Genomic DNA, 16,931 nt, shown 5'->3' with positions numbered 1-16,931 from the left:
CTGTTCTGCCCGGGTAACCGGAGGTCGGTTTGAGGCGAATTTCGCGTCTCAAATCGGCCACTCGGGCCGCACCGTCTCATCCCCATTAGTCCGGGGTGGTCCGTAAAAAAGCGGAGCTGGCCGTCGCAGCCAGCTCCGCATTTTTTTGCAGCGATGCTGCGCGTGGCCCCGCGCGCGGCGGGGCCGAACAAGATCAGCCCTGAGCGGCCTTGGCCACTTCGGCGGCGAAATCTTCTTCTTTCTTCTCGATGCCTTCGCCCACTTCCAGACGGACATAGCCGGTGATCTCGACACCTGCGTCCTTGGCGGCTTCGGCAACGGTCTTGTCGGGATCGACGACAAAGGCCTGGCCCAGCAGGGTGACTTCGCTCATGAATTTCTTCATCCGGCCGACGATCATCTTTTCGATCACGGCATCGGGCTTGCCCGATTCCTTTGCGATGTCGATCTGCACCGAGCGCTCTTTCTCGACCACGGCCGGGTCGAGATCGGCTTCGGACAGGGCCGCCGGGTTGGCCGCCGCGATGTGCATCGCGACCTGCTTGCCAAAGGCGTCGTTCTCACCCGAAAGCGCGACCAGAACACCGATCTTGCCCATGCCGGGGGCGGCGGCATTGTGCACGTAAGACACCACCGAAGCACCTTCGAGGCGCGCCATGCGACGCAGCGACATGTTCTCGCCGATGGTGGCGATCTTGTCGGTGATGGTGTCGGCCACGGTCTTGCCGCCCAGATCGGCAGCAGCCAGCTCATCCAGGCTCGAGGCGCCAAGCGCGGCCTTGGAGATATCGGAGACCATGCCCTGGAATTCGGCATTCTTGCCGACAAAGTCGGTTTCCGAGTTCACTTCGATGGCAACACCGGTGCCACCGTCGACATTCACGGCCACCAGGCCTTCGGCGGCGGTACGGCCGGATTTCTTGGCCGCCTTGGCCAGACCCTTGGTGCGCAGCCAGTCGATCGCCGCTTCGATGTCACCGTCGGTCTCGGTCAGCGCCTTCTTGGCGTCCATCATGCCTGCGCCGGTCATTTCGCGCAGTTCTTTCACCTGCTTGGCAGAAATCGCCATGTTGGCTCTCCTTGAAAGATTTGGGCCGGGGGCAACCCGGAAAGTTCGGGGCCGGGAGCGGCCGGGAATGTTGGGGGCCGGGGGCAGCCCGGGCCGCCCCCTCCTGTCTCAAAAGCGTGACGCTGGCGTGACGCTCAGCTGTCGGCTTTCTCGGTCTTGGCTTCCGGCTGGTCGAGATCGTAGGGCGCGTCCTTGGCGATCGCGTCGTCCTTGGCGGTCTCGGTCGAGGCGTCGCCGACCGCGGTCTCGGTCACGGCGTCCTCTTCCGGGGCTTCTTCCATGGCGCCGATGTCGACACCGGCGGCGCCGAGCTGGGCGGACATGCCGTCAAGCGCCGCGCGCGAGGCCAGGTCGCAGTACAGAGCGATGGCCCGGGCCGCGTCGTCGTTGCCGGGGATGATGTAGTCGACGCCATCGGGCGAGCAGTTGGTGTCGACGATCGCCACGACCGGGATGCCCAGCTTGTTGGCTTCGGCCACGGCCAGCGCTTCTTTCTTGACGTCGATGACAAACAGCAGGTCGGGCACGCCGCCCATTTCGCGGATCCCGCCGAGCGAGGCCTGAAGCTTCTGCTGGTCACGTTCCATGCCGAGGCGCTCTTTCTTGGTGAGGCCTTCGAAGCCGCCTTCCATCTGCTCGTCGATGTTCTTCAGACGGCTGATCGATTGCGAAACGGTTTTCCAGTTGGTGAGCGTGCCGCCCAGCCAGCGGTGGTTCATGTAATATTGCGCGCAGCGCTCGGCGGCGTCCGCCACCGGTTGCGCCGCCTGGCGCTTGGTGCCGACAAACAGAACCCGGCCGCCCTTGGCGACGGTTTCGCGGATCACGTTCAGAGCCTGGTCCAGCATCGGGACGGTCTGGGTGAGGTCCATGATGTGGATGCCATTGCGCGCGCCATAGATGAACTCGCCCATGCGGGGGTTCCAGCGTTGCGTCTGGTGGCCAAAGTGAACGCCAGCTTCAAGCAGCTGACGCATGGAGAACTCGGGAAGAGCCATGCTTCTTTTCCTTTCCGGTTTACGCCTCGGTGCGGGGTGAGAAGCTCTTGCTTCAACCGGTGGACGCCCGGGGATGTCTCCCCCGAAGGCCCGCCCACACCTGCGGATTAGTGGCGCGCGTATAAACGGGTTGCCTTCCGGGCACAAGCGCTTTTTCCCGGCACGCCCCCGCGCCTGCTTCCTTTTGTCGGAAATACCCTCGGGGGAGGCCGCAGGCCGGGGGCAGCGCCCCCTGCCCCGCCGGCCCCGCGCTCAGCGATAGAGCAACGAGACCCCGTTGGCAAAGAGATGCACCTTGGCGGGATCGGCGGTCAGCCGCACCGCCTGGCCGCGCACATCGGTGTGGATGCCCTGCAACTTGCCGATCACCGCATCGGCCGCGCCCTGCTTCTCGAAATAGAGCAGCGTGACCTCGCCCAGGGCCTCGATGATGTCCACCTTGCCCTCGAAAATCGCCGCGTCCTCGGTCTCGACGAAATCCTCCGGCCGCACACCGACATTGACCATCATGCCCATGTCGGCCTCCTGGGTCGGGTAATCCGACAGCGCCATGCCGCCATCGGCCATCTGCACCCGGGTCTGCGCCCCGGTGCCCACCACCTGCCCCGGCAGGAGGTTCATGGCCGGCGAGCCGATGAACTGCGCCACGAACTCGCTGTTGGGCCGTTCATAGAGCTCGAGCGGGCTGCCGACCTGGGCAATGCCCTTGTTGGCCAGCACCACGATCCGGCTGGCCAGCGTCATCGCCTCCACCTGATCGTGGGTGACATAGATCATCGTCGAGTTGGGCATCTGCTCCTTGAGCTTGGCGATCTCGATCCGGGTTGCCACCCGCAGCGCGGCGTCGAGGTTCGACAGCGGCTCGTCGAACAGATAGACCTTGGGGTCGCGCACGATCGAGCGGCCAATCGCCACCCGCTGCCGCTGGCCGCCCGACAGCGCCTTGGGCAGCCGGTCGAGATAGGCATCGAGCTGCAACAGCTTGGCGGCGCGATCCACCGCCGCGTCGATCTCGGCCTGCGGCTTCTTGGCGATCCTGAGCGCAAACGACATGTTCTCGCGCACCGTCATATGCGGATAAAGCGCATAGGACTGGAACACCATGGCAATGCCGCGCTGGCTCGGCGGCACGTCATTGACCACCTGGCCGTCGATCTCGAGCGTGCCGCCGGTGATCTTTTCCAGCCCGGCGATCATCCGCAAGAGCGTGGACTTGCCACAGCCCGACGGTCCGACAAAGACAACCAGTTCGCCGGTCTGAATATCGAGGTCGATGTGGTTGAGCACGTTGACGGCGCCCGCATAGGTCTTTTCCACATCGGTCAACTTGAGATTGGCCATCGGTCGGTTTCCTTTCGGGCGTTAGTGGTGAAGCGCCAGGGCAGATTGCCACGGCCCCAGGTGCAGCTTGCCGTCCGCCTGCGGCGCCGCCGCGCCAAGCTCGGCGCCGATCTGCCGCCAGTCGCCCTCGGGCATGTCGATCACCGCCGGCGTGTCGCTCAGGTTGAAGGCACAGAATACCGTCTCGTCCGCGTGACTGCGTTCGAAACTCAGCACTTCCCCCTCGGCGCGCAGCTTGCCATGGGCGCCTTTCATCAGCGCCTTGTGGCTGTGGCGGAAGGACAGCGCCTTGCGGTAATGGTGCAACAGCGCCTCCGGCGCGTCCTCCTGCGCCGCCACCGACAGCTGAAAATGCCCGCGGCCCACCGGCAGCCAGGGCGTGCCCTCGGAAAAGCCGCCGTTCCGGTTCGCCCCGTCCCAGACCATCGGGGTGCGGCAGCCGTCCCGGCCCTTGAATTCGGGCCAGAACTCGATGCCATACGGATCCTGCAAGTCCTCGAAGGCAACTTCGGCCTCGGGCAGACCCAGCTCCTCGCCCTGATACAGACAGACCGAGCCGCGCAGGCAGTGAATCAGCGTGGCATAGGCCTTGGCGGCCTGCGGCGTCAGCCCCCAGCGGCTGACATGGCGCGGAACGTCGTGATTGGAAAACGCCCAGCAGGGCCAGCCATCCGGCGCCGCCGCATCGACGGCGGTCAGCACGTCAACCACCCGCTGCGCTGTCAGATCCTTGCCCGAAAGGAAATCGAAGGCGTAACACATATGCGCCTTGTCGCCGCCCGAAGTGTATTCGCCCATGATCTCGAGCCCGCGCTGCGCATCGCCGACCTCGCCCACCGAGGTGGTGCCGGGGTATTCGTTCAGAAGCGCGCGGAACCGTTGCAGGAATTCGAGGTTCTCGGGCTGGTTCTTGGAATGGATGTGAAGCTGATAATTGTAGGGGTTCACCGACGGCGCGATCGAGGCGTTGCGCATCTCTTTCGGCAGCGGCGGGTTGTCGCGCAACTGCTTGTCGTGGATGTAGAAATTGATCGTATCCAGGCGGAACCCGTCGACCCCGCGGTCCAGCCAGAAGCGCACCGTTTCGAGCAGCGCATCCTGCACCGCCGGGCAGTGGAAATTCAGGTCGGGCTGCGTCGTCAGGAAATTGTGCAGGTAATATTGCTCGCGCCGCGTGTCCCATTGCCAGCCCGAGCCGCCGAAGATCGACAGCCAGTTGTTCGGCGGCGTGCCGTCATCCTTGGGATCGGCCCAGACATACCAGTCGGCCTTGGGATTGTCGCGGCTGGCGCGGCTTTCCTGAAACCAGGCATGCTGGTCGGAGGAATGCGACAGCACCTGATCGATCATCACCTTGAGACCCAGCGCATGCGCCGTCTCGATCAGCGTGTCGAAATCCGCCAGCGTGCCGAACATCGGATCGACATCGCAGTAATCGGCGACGTCATAGCCGAAATCCTTCATCGGCGAGGTAAAGAACGGCGAGATCCAGATGCCATCCACCCCCAGCGAGGCGATATGCGGCAGGCGCTGGGTGATACCGTTGAGATCGCCGATGCCGTCGCCGTTGCTGTCCTGGTACGAGCGCGGATAGATCTGGTAGATCACCCCGCCGCGCCACCAGTCCTGATCCTGTTCCCGAGAGGGTTTCATAGCGATGTCCGTATGTTGGTTCATTATTTCACCGATCCGGCCAGGAGGCCGCGTACGAGGTATTTCTGCATTGCGAAGAAGACGATCAGCGGCACCACGATCGAGACGAAGGCCGATGTCGCGAGGATTTCCCACTGCCCGCCGCGCGAGCCCATCAGATTGACGAGCCGGCCGGTCAGCACCAGCGTCTCGTCATCGGTGCCGAGGAAGACCAGCGCCACCAGCAGGTCGTTCCAGGTCCAGAGAAACTGGAAGATGGCGAAGGAGGCCAGCGCCGGAAAACTGAGCGGCAGGATGATCTTGACGAAGATCTGAAACTCCGAGGCGCCATCGACCCGCGCGTTTTCGATGATGTCGCGCGGCAGGCCGACCATGTAGTTTCTGAGCAGGTAGATCGCCAAAGGCAGGCCAAAGCCGGTATGCGCCAGCCAGACCCCGAGATAGCCCTTGCCGATGCCGATCTGGTTGTGCAGCTGCAACAGCGGGATCAGCGCAAGCTGCAAGGGCACAACCAGCAGCCCCACCACCGCCGCGATCAGCAGCGAGCGGCCGGGAAAATCCATCCAGGCCAGGGCATAGGCGGCAAAGGCGGCGACAAGGATCGGGATCACCGTCGCCGGGATCGCCACGGTCAGCGTGTTGATGAAGGAGCGGCCGATCCCTGCCCCGGCGGTGTCCGAAGTCAGCACGTTGACATAATTGCCCAGGGTAAATTCCGGCGGCGAGGAGGCGGTGGTAAAGACCCGCGGCAGGCGCTTGCCGTCCCAGCTTTCCGGCCCGGAAAGACGGAAATTGCCGGTTTCGTCCAGGCTCAGCGTCTCGCCGTCGCCGAGATCGGCGGTATGGCCCGCCTCGAAGGCCTCCGGTGCCCGCGACGAGGTGCCCCATGCGGTGACCGTGCTTTCGCTCTCGGGAAAGAGGTTGCCCTCGATCACGTAGAGATCGGCGTCCCGGAACTCGTCTCCCGACAGGCGGATGGCGGGCAATTGCCGCTCCTGGGTGGTGAGCGAGGCCCACCAGCCCGACGAGGAGATCTGATCCGAGGTGCGGAACGAGCTGACGAACAGCCCCAGCGTCGGAAACACCCATGCCAGTACCAGCACCAGCACCGAGATATGCACCGCCCATGTCAGGGTCGATTTCTGTCCTGCGATATTGTCCATGACGTGGCCCCCTCAGCGCATTTCGCGGCGCGCATTGCGCACGTTCCAGACCAGGATCGGTGTCACCAGCAGCATGATCACCATCGCCGAGGCCGAGCCGACACCCCAGTCGAAGGCGCGGAACAGCTTGTCGTACATGTAATTGGCCAGCACCTGTGTCTCCCACTGGCCATTGGTCATGGCGAGCACGATGTCAAAGACCTTGAGCACCACCAGCGTGATCGTCGTCCAGACCACCACGATGGTCGGCATGATCTGCGGCACCTTGATCTTGAAGAAGATCTGCGTCGGGCTGGCGCCATCGATGATCGCCGCCTCGATGGTTTCCTCGGGGATGCCGCGCAGCGCCGCCGACAGGATCACCATGGCAAAGCCGGTCTGAATCCAGACCAGCACGATCATCAGCAGAAAGTTGTTCCACGGGATGATCGTCAGCCATTGCTGCGGCGCGCCACCCATCGACACCCAGAGCGCATTGAGCACGCCGATCTGGTCGGTGCCTTCGGGACGGGTGTCATAGATCAATTTCCAGATCACCGAGGCGCCGACAAAAGAGATCGCCATCGGCATGAAGATCAGCGACTTGGCGAAATTGCCCCAGGAAATCCGGTCGGTGAGCTGCGCCGCCAACAGGCCGAACCCGGTCGACATCGCCGGCACCACCACCAGCCAGAACATGTTGTTGCGCATCGCCTCCCAGAACTTGTCTTCCGACATCATCTGCCGGTAGTTCGCGAGGCCCACGAAGGCGCCGCCCTGGTCGCGGTCGGTCAGCGACAGCCAGAGCGTGGCAAAGACCGGATAGGCGAGATAGAGGCCGAGCGCTAAGAGCGCCGGAAACAGAAACAGCCAGGGCCGGATCATGTTGGCCCGGTTGATGTTGGTCCCGGCGTTCGGGCCGCTGGGCGGAAACAGCACCTTGTCGAGCAGCATGTTCGAGAAATAGAAGTAGCCGATACACCCCCCGACACCCACAACGATGGTAATCAACCCCATGATGGCTGGATGCATCTCCGCCTCCCTCTCCCGACGTGACTTTGGTTGCGCGAATTCAATGGGTGCCCGGCCGCTCCGGCCGGGCACCGGGGTCGCCTATTTCAGCGCGTTCCAGCTGTCCTGGATGGACTTGGCCACATCCTCGGCCGAGGTGCCGCCGGCGTAATCCACCATGCCGGTCCAGAACGACCCGGCGCCAACCCCCGTGGGCATCAGATCGGAGCCGTCGAAACGGAAGGTGGTGGCATCGAGCAGGATGTCGCCCTGCTTCTTGAGCACGTCATTGGCATAAAGCCCGGTGTCGACACCTGTGTGCGGCGTCAGGAAACCGGATTGCGCCATCCACAGCTCATGCGCGATCGGGGTCTTCAGGAACTCGATGAACGCCTGCGCGCCGGGGCTGTCCTTGGTGATGAAGGCCAGGGTGCCCGCGCCCAGAACCGGCTTGCCCAGGTCCTTTTCCTCATAGGCCGGGAAATAGAAGAAATCGGCATCCACGCCCAACTGAATGCCTTCGGGAAAGAAGGTCGGGATGAACGAAGCCTGACGGTGCATGTAGCACTGCGGCGGCGAGGCAAAGATGCCATCGGGGCTGTCACGGAAGTCGGTCGAGGCCACGGCCCCTGCTCCGCCGGCAACCTTGGCGTCATCGCGGGCGAAATAGCCGAATTCCTCGATCGCGCCGATCACCGCCGGATCGTCGAACTTGATTTCGTTCGACACCCATTTGTCATAGGTTTCGGGCGGTTGCGTGCGCAGCATCAGGTCTTCGACCCAGTCGGTCGCCGGCCAGCCGGTGGCGCCACCCGATCCCAGTCCGATGCACCAGGGGGTTTCGCCGTCGGCCACGATCTGTTCGGTCAGCGCCTTCAGTTCTTCCATGGTCTCGGGTACTTCATAGCCCGCGTCATCGAAGTTGTCGGGCGAATACCAGACCAGCGATTTCAGGTCGATCTTGTAGGGAAAGGCATAAAGCCGGTCTTCGCCGTCAGGCCCGGTAAAGGTGCCAAGCGAGACCCAGCTTTCGCCGGCGGCGTAATTCTCTTTCAGCCAGGCCTGGGTGTCATCGCTCAGCGGCTCGACAAAGCCCTTGGACACCAGGTCCTGGATCAGGCCGGGCTGCGGCAGAACGGCGACATTGGGCGGCGAGCCGGCCTCGGTGTCGATCACGATCTGCTGTTCGTAGGATTCCGACGAGGCATAGCTGACCTCGGCGCCGGTGGCCTCTTCGAAATAATCGATGATGCTCTCGACCAGCCCCTGGTCATCGCCGCGCCAGGGCCCGAAGATGCTGATCTCTTCACCGTTGAGATCGTGCTCGGCGGCAAAGGCGTCGAGGCTCTCCCAGTTGAAATCCCCCTCGCCCTTGGCAAAGGGCAAATGGGCCTCGGCCTGCGCCAGCGATGCCGTCATGGCAAAGGCGGCAACACTCGCATAAAGCGAAAACTTCATTTTTTATTCCTCCCGGTGCGTTTGTTCGCACGTTCCATCGAACACCTTGCGGCTTACCATTGCAAGAGCCTCCTCCGGCCTTGCCAAAGCGCTTTGGTAGCGCTAACCTTGACCTAAGGGACGCTAAAAGTCAATCGGAGAATATTTAACAAAACCAGTGATTTCGCCGCGGCGCAGAAAGTCGGCCCCGTGCAAATGGAAGTTTGCCTTGGCTCGCAGTACATGTAAAACAATATCGCCCGGTGCCACCTGAAAGGCCAAAGACTGTCATGAACCTAAAGCAGCTATCCGAACAATTGGGACTCTCGCAAACAACGGTCAGCCGGGCGCTGAACGGCTACCCGGAGGTGAGCGAGAAAACCCGCGAACGGGTGCGCCAGGCGGCGCTGGATTTCAACTACAAGCCGAACACCCGGGCGCGCTCGCTGGCCACCGGACGGGCCATGGCGATCGGTCATGTGATCCCGGTCTCGACCCAGCAGGAGATGGTTAACCCGATCTTCGGCGATTTCGTCACCGGCGCCGGCGAGGTCTATTCCGAACATGGCTATGACATGATGCTGTCGCTGGTGCCCGACAGCGACGAGGAATCCTTTTACCGCGATCTCAAGATCAAGGGGAACGTCGACGGCATCGTGGTGCACAGCCCCAGCATGGACGATACCCGCATCGCCCTGCTCAACGAATTGCAACTGCCCTACGTGGTGCATGGCCGCGCCAGCGCGATCGAGGCGCCATATTCCTGGGTCGACGTGGCCAATGTCAGGGCCTTCGAGGCGCTGACCGGCCATCTGACCGGTCTGGGCCACCGCCGCATCGCGCTGTTCAACGGGATCGAATCTCTGGATTTCGCCCATCGCCGGCGGACCGGTTTTCTGAATGCGCTGACCGAAGCCGGGCTCGAGGCCGATCCCGAGCTGATGCTGTCCTGGGACATGACCGAGAGCTACGGCTTCGACGAAGCCAGCCGCATGCTGGCCCGGTCCGAGCCGCCGACCGCCTTTGCCGTCTCGTCGCTGATCACCGCGCTTGGCGTGCGCCGCGCGGTCGAACAGGCCGGGCTGACCGTCGGCCGCGATGTCTCGGTTGCCACTTTCGACGACGACCTGTCCTACCTGCGCAACGGCACCCCGGAGGCGCCGGTGTTCTCCGGCGTGCGCAGTTCGGTGCGCGAGGCCGGTCGCCGCGTCGGTGCGATCCTGCTGTCGCAGATCTCCACCCCCGGGGCGCCGCCTGCCTCCGAGATGATCCCCTTCGAACTCGTCGTCGGCACCACCAGCGGCCCGGCCCGCATCTGACACCCCATCCCATTCCCCGGCGCACCGCTCGGCTGCGCCCAGAGAGACCGTTATGACCCAGACCCTCGACCTCACCCTCGTTGCCGACATCGGTGGAACGAACACCCGCGTGGCGCTTGCCTCCGGGCCCACGTTGCAGCCCGGTTCGATCCGGCGCTACCGCAATGCCGAGGCCGGGTCGCTCTCGGAGGTGTTTCAGAGCTATCTGGCCGAGACCGGTGCGCGCCCTGTCGCCGCCTGCGTCGCCGGGGCAGGCCCGGTGATGGACGGTGTGCTGCGGATGACCAACCTCTCCTGGGTGATCGACGAGGCCTGCGTGCGCGAGGCCTCCGGCGTCGGCCGGGTGGCGGTGCTCAACGATCTTCAGGCCCAGGGCCATGCGCTCAGCCATCTGGGAGGCGACGATCTGCGCCCGCTGCTCAATGAAGACCAGGGCGCGGGCAGCACCCGGCTGGTGATCGGGCTGGGCACCGGCATGAACATTGCGATGGTCTTCGAACACGGCGGCATCACCCTGGTCCCGCCCTCAGAGGCCGGGCACATGAGCCTCGCCCTGCGCCGGCCGGACGAGCTGGGGCTGGCGGAGTTTCTGCGCAGCGAAGGCGAGTTTGCCTCGGTGGAAGAGGCGCTGTCGGGGCGCGGCTTGCAGGCGCTCTATCGCTGGCGTCGCGCCGAGGCCGGCGATCCCGGTGCCAAACCGCCGGCCGAGATCATGGCGGGCGTGGCCGATGGCAGCGATGCCCAAGCGGTTGAGGCGGCGGAATATTACGTTCGTTTCACCGGCCGTGTGGCGGGCGATCTGGCGCTGGCGCAACTGCCTTTTGGCGGCATCTATTTCATTGGCGGGGTCAGCCGCTCGCTGGCGCCCTACTTTGACAGGATGGGCTTTGGCGCCTCGTTCCGCGACAAGGGCCGGTTTTCCGAGTTCATGGACCAGTTTCCGGTCTGGCTGATCGAGAATGACGAGGCCGCGCTCCTGGGCTGCGCCTCGCATATGGCCGAGATCATGGCTCTGGCCCCGGCCTGACATTCGGCGGCAATTCCGCCCCATGGCGCGATTTCATTTGACCGCCGGGCGGCTTCTCTTCGAGATGACGGCAGGCGATCACGGGAGAACGGCGGAATGAACATCGGGTTTGTCGGACTGGGCAATGTCGGCAGCAAATTGAGCGGCAGCCTGCTGCGCAATGGTCATGACCTGGCGGTGCATGATCTCAACGGCGCGCTGGTGGCCGGGTTCACGGCGCGCGGCGCACGTGACGGCGGCTCGCCCGAGCAGATCATGCGAAGCTGCGACACGGTGATCACCTGCCTGCCCTCGCCCGCCGCCTCGGCCGCTGTGGTGCAGCAGATGCTGCCCGAGGTCGGCCCCGGCAAGGTCTGGATGGAGATGTCGACCACCGACGAGGCCGAGGTCAAGCGGCTTGGCGCCGAGGTCATCGCGCGCGGCGGCGCGGCGGTGGATTGCCCGGTTTCGGGCGGCTGTCACCGCGCCGACACCGGCAATATCTCGATCTTCGCCGGCTGTGACCGCGCCACCTTTGACCGGGTTCTGCCGCTTCTGACGACAATGGGCCGGCGGGTGCTGCACACCGGCGATCTGGGCTCGGCCTCGGTGCTGAAGGTGGTGACAAACTACCTGGCCACCGCCAACCTGATCTCCTGCGCCGAGGCGCTGGTGACCTGCAAGGGCGCCGGCATGGACCTGGCCACCGCCTATGAGGCGATCGCCATCAGCTCGGGCACCAGCTTCGTGCATGAGACCGAAAGCCAGGTGATCCTCAACGGCTCGCGCGACATTTCCTTTACCATGGACCTGGTGAAGAAGGACATCGGGCTGTTTCAGGAGGTGGCCGACCGCGCCGGGGTGCCGCTCGAGGTCAATCCGCTGATGATGCGCATCATCGACGACGGAATCGCGCGGTTCGGTTCGCGCGAACTGTCGCCCAACATCATCCGGCGGCTGGAAGAGGCCACCGGGCTGGAAATCCGCGCGCCGGGCTTCCCGGCCGAGATGTGTGACGAAGAACCGGAAGAGCCGGGCTACGAGGTGGTGCCGCGCGGAAGGTGAGCCGGCCCCGTCGCCCGCCCCTGGAAGATCCGCGCGCCGGACCTGATCCGGCGCCTCGTTCTCGAGGTTCTCCGAGAGGTCCCGGGTCAGGCCCGGGACGGATGCCACCGGAACCCTGAACAAGGGCGTAGCCCGCCGGGCCGGCGGAGGACGCAAGGAATATCCGCCCGATCCGCCGCCGCATCAAAGGAAATATTTCCTAACCCCAAGCTTTTATGCCAACGTCCTTCCTGAATCGCACAGAGGTCAGGACACAGCGCATGATAGGCAGCCCCGAGATCGAGACCAGCGCCCCCGTCGGCGACGAGATGAAGCAGACCACCTGCTACATGTGCGCCTGCCGCTGCGGGATCAACGTGCATCTCAAGACCGGCCCCGACGGCAAACAGGTGGTCCGCTACATCGAGGGCAATCGCAACCACCCGGTCAACAAGGGCGTGCTCTGCGGCAAGGGCAGCGCCGGGATCATGCAGCATTATTCCCCGGCCCGGCTGCGCGCGCCGATGAAACGCGTGGGCCCGCGCGGCTCCGGCCAGTTCGAGGAGATTTCCTGGGACGAGGCGCTGGAGATCGCCACCGGCTGGCTCGGCAAGGTGCGCAAGACCGATCCCAAGAAACTCGCCTTCTTCACCGGCCGCGACCAGAGCCAGAGCCTGACCGGCTTCTGGGCGATGAAATACGGCACCCCGAATTTCGCCGCTCACGGCGGTTTCTGCTCGGTCAATATGGCCGCCGGCGGGCTGTACACCTTTGGCGGGGCGTTCTGGGAATTCGGCGATCCGGATTGGGATCTGACCAAGTATTTCATGCTCTTCGGCGTCGCCGAGGACCATGCCTCGAACCCGATCAAGATCGGCATCGGCAAGCTCAAGAAACGCGGCGCCAAGGTGGTCTCGGTCAACCCGGTGCGCACCGGCTACAACGCCGTGGCCGACGAATGGGTCGGCATCCGCCCCGGCACCGACGGGCTGTTTGTCGGCGCGCTGATCCACGAGCTGTTCCGCACCCAGCAGATCGACCTCGACTACCTGGTGCGCTACACCAACGCCCCCTGGCTGGTGATCAAAGACCCCGGCGCGGCCGATGACGGGCTGTTCGCCCGCGACGGCGACGGCAATCCCATGGTCTGGGATGAGGCGGCGGGCGCCTTCGGCAATGGCAAGGCCGCCGAAATCCGGCCGGCGCTCACCGGCACCCGCGAGTTGCCCGACGGCCGCACGGCGCGGCCGGTCTTCGAGCTGATGGCCGAGCGCTACCTTGGCGACAACTACGCCCCCGAGGCGGTGGCCGAGCGCACCGGCGTGCCCACCGAGCAGATCCGCCAGATCGCGGCGGAACTGGCGCATGTCGCCTTCAAGGAGGAGATCGTGCTCGACCGCCCCTGGACCGACTGGGCCGGGCGCAAGCATGACAAGATGATCGGCCGCCCGGTCTCGATGCACGCCATGCGCGGCATCTCGGCCCATTCCAACGGCTTCCAGACCTGCCGGATGATCCATATCCTGCAAATCCTGCTGGGTTCGATCGATACGCCCGGCGGCTTTCGCTACAAGCCGCCCTACCCCAAGCAGACCCCACCAAACCTGCTGCCCCACGGCGCCGCCGGTGACATCAAGCCCGAACTGCCGCTGGGCGGCCCGCATCTGGGCTTTCCGCATGGGCCCGAGCATCTGTTGCTGGATGGCGAGGGCCAGCCCAACCGGCTCGACAAGGGGTTTTCCTGGGATGCGCCGATCTCGGCCCATGGGCTGATGCACATGGTGATCAACAACGCCGCCACCAAGGATCCTTACGGCATCGACGTGCTCTTCATGTACATGGCCAACATGGCCTGGAACTCGTCGATGAACGTACCGGGCACGCTGGATGCGCTGACCGCCAAGGACGACAACGGCGATTACGTGATCCCCAAGATCATCTATTCCGACGCCTATTATTCTGAAACCGTGCCCTTTGCCGACCTGATCCTGCCGGACACCACCTATCTTGAGCGTTACGATTGCATCTCGCTGCTGGACCGCCCGATCTCCGAGCCGGAATTGGTGGCCGATGGCATCCGCCATCCCGTGGTCAAGCCCGATCGCGACGTGCGCGGTTTTCAGGAGGTGCTGATCGATCTTGGCGCGCGGCTGAAACTGCCGGGGTTCGTCAAGGAGGATGGCAGCCCGATGTATCCCGGCGGCTATCCCGACTACATCACCAACCACGAGCGCAAGCCCGGCATCGGCCCGCTCGCCGGCTGGCGCGGCGAGGACGGTGACAAGTCCTGCGTCGGCGCGCCCAACTCCGACCAGATCGACCGCTATATCGAGAACGGCGCATTCTTCGGCCTGCATCTCGACCCGAGCCATGCCTATTTCCGTTTCGCCAATCGCGGCTATCTCGACTGGGGCATCGAAAAGGGCATCCGCCTGTCGCCGGAGCCGACGATAATGCAGCTCTATTCCGAACCGATGCAGAAGTTCCGCCTGGCCGCCCTGGGCCATGGCGAACGCCAGCCGCCGGATCGCGCGCGCGACCGGATCAAGACGCACTTCGATCCGCTGCCCTTCTGGTACGCGCCCTTCGAGGAACAGCTGACCACAGGCTTCCCGCTGCACGCGATCACCCAGCGGCCAATGCACATGTATCATTCCTGGGGCTCGCAGAACGCCTGGCTGCGCCAGATCACCGCGCAGAACCGGCTTTACGTGCATACCTCGGTGGGGGTCGAGATCGGGGTGCAGGATGATGATTGGGTCTGGCTGACCTCGCATATCGGACGGGTGAATTGCCAGATCAGACTGATGGAGGGGGTCAACCGGCACACGGTCTGGACCTGGAACGCCATCGGCAAGCGGCGCGGCGCCTGGGGGCTGTCGCATGACGCGCCCGAGGTGAAGGAGGGCTTCCTGCTCAACCACCTGATTTCCGAACTCTTGCCAAAGGGCGGCGGCGGCTATCGCTATTCCAACTCCGATCCGCTGACCGGCCAGGCGGCCTGGTTCGACCTGCGGGTGAAGATCGAGAAAGCCGAGAGCGCCGGAACCTCGCCGCTGTTCGAGCCGCTGGGCGAGGATGCCTGGCCGGAACGACCCGAGACGCTGGCCTTTGGCAGGCAGTGGAAGGAGCCGGCGGAATGAGCGCGCGACATCAGCCCCGGAGGGCGCGCCGCCTGGCTCCCGCCGCCCCGCAACACCCGACCCAGGGAGACATAGAATGACCACCCTCCCCGAAAAGACCGACAAGAGCCTCGGCCTGGTCATCGACCTCGACATCTGCGTCGGCTGCCATGCCTGCGTCACTTCCTGCAAGGAGTGGAACACCGGCGGCTATTCCGCGCCGCTCACCGATCAGGAGCCTTACGGCGCCGATCCGCACGGCGCCTTCCTGAACCGCGTCCACAGTTACGAGGTCGACAACGACCACTGGAAAGGCACCGTCCATTTCCCCCGCTCCTGCCTGCATTGCGAGACACCCGATTGCGTCACCGTCTGCCCCACCGGCGCCAGCTACAAGCGCGAGGAGGACGGCATCGTTCTGGTCAACCCGGATACCTGCATCGGCTGCAAGCTCTGCTCCTGGGCCTGCCCCTATGGCGCGCGGGAATACGATTACGACGAAGGCGTGATGAAGAAATGCACGCTCTGCGTAGACCGGATCTATAACGAGACCATCCCCGAGGAGGATCGGGTGCCGGCCTGCGTCAAGGCCTGCCCCACCGGCGCCCGCGCCTTTGGCGATCTTGCCGATCCCAACAGCGCGGTGTCGCAGAACGTCGCCGCGCGCGACGGCTTCAACCTGCTCGACGAGTTTGGCTACAAGCCGGTCAACAAGTACCTGCCGCCGCGCAAGGCCTCGGACCGCACGCCGCAGATCGCCGCCGAACCGCAGGCCGAAACCACCGGCTCCGCCCTCGAGAAACTCTTTGCCTGGGCCGACCGCGCCCTCAGCCGCTAAGGACGAACATGCATCCCGCCTATTCGGTCATCCTCTTCACCACCTCCTCCGGCGCCGGATACGGCCTGCTGTTCTGGCTCAGCCTGGCCCATGTCATCGGCGCCCAGCCGGTCGCCGGCTGGGGCTTCTTCGCCGGCCTGTTCATCGCGCTCGGGCTGATTACGCTGGGGCTGCTCAGTTCCACCTTTCACCTCGGCCGCCCCGAGCGCGCCTGGCGGGCGCTGTCGCAATGGCGCTCGTCCTGGCTCTCGCGGGAGGGCGTGGCGGCCCTGGCCACCTATGTGCCGGCCGGGGTGCTCTGGCTGATGTCGCTCCTCGGGATCGCGGGCTGGCTGACCCTGCCGCTGGCCCTGCTCAGCGCCATCGGCGCCGTGGCGACGGTCTGGTGCACCGGCATGATCTATGCCTCGCTGCGCACCATCCGCGAATGGCATATGCCGCAGGTGCCTTATGTCTATCTTGCCAATGCCGCCGCCTCGGGCGCGCTGCTGCTGGTGCTGCTGCATGCCTTCGCCGGTCGCGACATCCGCCTTGTCAGCCTGATCGCGCTGCTGGCGCTGGGTCTGGCCGGCGCGCTCAAGCTGATATACTGGCGCCGGATCGACGCCGAGCCGGGCGCTTATACCGCCGACATGGCGCTGGGCCTCAAGGGCGTCAAACGCCAGCTCGAGCCGCCGCATAGCCGGCCGAACTACGTGATGCGCGAAATGGGCTATGACGTCGCCCGCAGACACGCCGAGACGCTGCGCCGCTCGGTGCTGCTCTGGGGCTTCCTGCTGCCCGGGCTGATGCTGGCCTTTCAGGCACTGACCGGCGGGCTCGGGCCGGTCTTGATGCCGGTCGCGGTCACCGCCGCCGCCGCCGGGCTGGTGACGGAACGCTGGCTGTTCTTCGCCGAGGCAACGCATCTCTCGACGCTCTACTACGGCAACCAGCGCGCCTGAGCCGGGC

General features: G+C 64.7%; 13 protein-coding genes. 6 read left to right on the top strand and 7 right to left on the bottom strand.

Annotated features, from left to right (window positions below; translation table 11 throughout):
• Positions 1-193: 193 nt before the first annotated feature.
• The 7 genes from tsf to PVW49_RS16515 all read right to left on the bottom strand — a co-directional run bounded on the left by tsf (position 194) and on the right by PVW49_RS16515 (position 8,672).
• Complete coding sequence (gene tsf / locus PVW49_RS16545; RefSeq protein WP_074835652.1) at positions 194-1,069, bottom strand: translation elongation factor Ts; 876 nt, start codon at positions 1,067-1,069, stop codon at positions 194-196.
• Between the two features lie 134 nt (positions 1,070-1,203).
• Positions 1,204-2,067 (bottom strand): 30S ribosomal protein S2, encoded by an 864-nt coding sequence (gene rpsB, locus PVW49_RS16540; protein ID WP_048531764.1) that lies wholly within the window; start codon positions 2,065-2,067, stop codon positions 1,204-1,206.
• A gap of 252 nt (positions 2,068-2,319) precedes the next feature.
• On the bottom strand, positions 2,320-3,408 hold the full coding sequence (locus PVW49_RS16535; protein ID WP_048531766.1) for an ABC transporter ATP-binding protein: 1,089 nt from the start codon (positions 3,406-3,408) through the stop codon (positions 2,320-2,322).
• A 21-nt stretch (positions 3,409-3,429) separates the two neighbouring features.
• Complete coding sequence (gene bglA / locus PVW49_RS16530; RefSeq protein WP_371398931.1) at positions 3,430-5,085, bottom strand: beta-galactosidase BglA; 1,656 nt, start codon at positions 5,083-5,085, stop codon at positions 3,430-3,432.
• Positions 5,085-6,224, bottom strand: coding sequence for a carbohydrate ABC transporter permease (locus PVW49_RS16525; RefSeq protein WP_074835657.1), 1,140 nt, complete (start codon positions 6,222-6,224; stop codon positions 5,085-5,087). Before PVW49_RS16525 ends, bglA begins: the two co-directional genes overlap by 1 nt.
• A 12-nt stretch (positions 6,225-6,236) precedes the next feature.
• Entirely contained in the window at positions 6,237-7,235 is a 999-nt protein-coding gene (locus PVW49_RS16520; RefSeq protein WP_274591081.1) for a carbohydrate ABC transporter permease, read from the bottom strand.
• An 81-nt stretch (positions 7,236-7,316) separates the two neighbouring features.
• Complete coding sequence (locus PVW49_RS16515) at positions 7,317-8,672, bottom strand: ABC transporter substrate-binding protein (RefSeq protein ID WP_074835658.1); 1,356 nt, start codon at positions 8,670-8,672, stop codon at positions 7,317-7,319.
• 269 nt (positions 8,673-8,941) lie between these two features.
• Here PVW49_RS16515 and PVW49_RS16510 point away from each other — a divergent pair, with 269 nt between their 5' ends.
• The 6 genes from PVW49_RS16510 (at position 8,942) to PVW49_RS16485 (ending at position 16,924) form a co-directional block, all read left to right on the top strand.
• Positions 8,942-9,970, top strand: coding sequence for a LacI family DNA-binding transcriptional regulator (locus PVW49_RS16510; RefSeq protein WP_048531774.1), 1,029 nt, complete (start codon positions 8,942-8,944; stop codon positions 9,968-9,970).
• A 52-nt stretch (positions 9,971-10,022) separates the two neighbouring features.
• Positions 10,023-10,997: a glucokinase gene (locus tag PVW49_RS16505; RefSeq protein ID WP_274565460.1), complete on the top strand. Its 975-nt coding sequence runs from the start codon at positions 10,023-10,025 to the stop codon at positions 10,995-10,997.
• A 96-nt stretch (positions 10,998-11,093) separates the two neighbouring features.
• Positions 11,094-12,041: an NAD(P)-dependent oxidoreductase gene (locus PVW49_RS16500; protein ID WP_074835663.1), complete on the top strand. Its 948-nt coding sequence runs from the start codon at positions 11,094-11,096 to the stop codon at positions 12,039-12,041.
• A gap of 260 nt (positions 12,042-12,301) precedes the next feature.
• Positions 12,302-15,163 carry a molybdopterin oxidoreductase family protein gene (locus PVW49_RS16495; protein WP_274591080.1) on the top strand — a complete coding sequence of 954 codons (2,862 nt, stop codon included), beginning with the start codon at positions 12,302-12,304 and terminating at the stop codon, positions 15,161-15,163.
• Positions 15,164-15,239: 76 nt separating this feature from the next.
• Entirely contained in the window at positions 15,240-15,980 is a 741-nt protein-coding gene (locus tag PVW49_RS16490) for a 4Fe-4S dicluster domain-containing protein (RefSeq protein WP_074835666.1), read from the top strand.
• A gap of 8 nt (positions 15,981-15,988) precedes the next feature.
• The gene (locus PVW49_RS16485) at positions 15,989-16,924 is read left to right on the top strand and encodes a dimethyl sulfoxide reductase anchor subunit family protein (protein ID WP_074835668.1); all 936 of its coding nucleotides are present in this window, start codon (positions 15,989-15,991) and stop codon (positions 16,922-16,924) included.
• The last annotated feature ends 7 nt before the right edge of the window (positions 16,925-16,931 follow it).

Origin of the sequence: Marinovum sp. PR37, assembly GCF_028807375.1 — a bacterium.
Lineage (GTDB): Bacteria > Pseudomonadota > Alphaproteobacteria > Rhodobacterales > Rhodobacteraceae > Marinovum > Marinovum algicola.
Note: the sequence above shows the minus strand (reverse complement) of the source record. Positions and strands in the feature narration are given on the sequence as shown.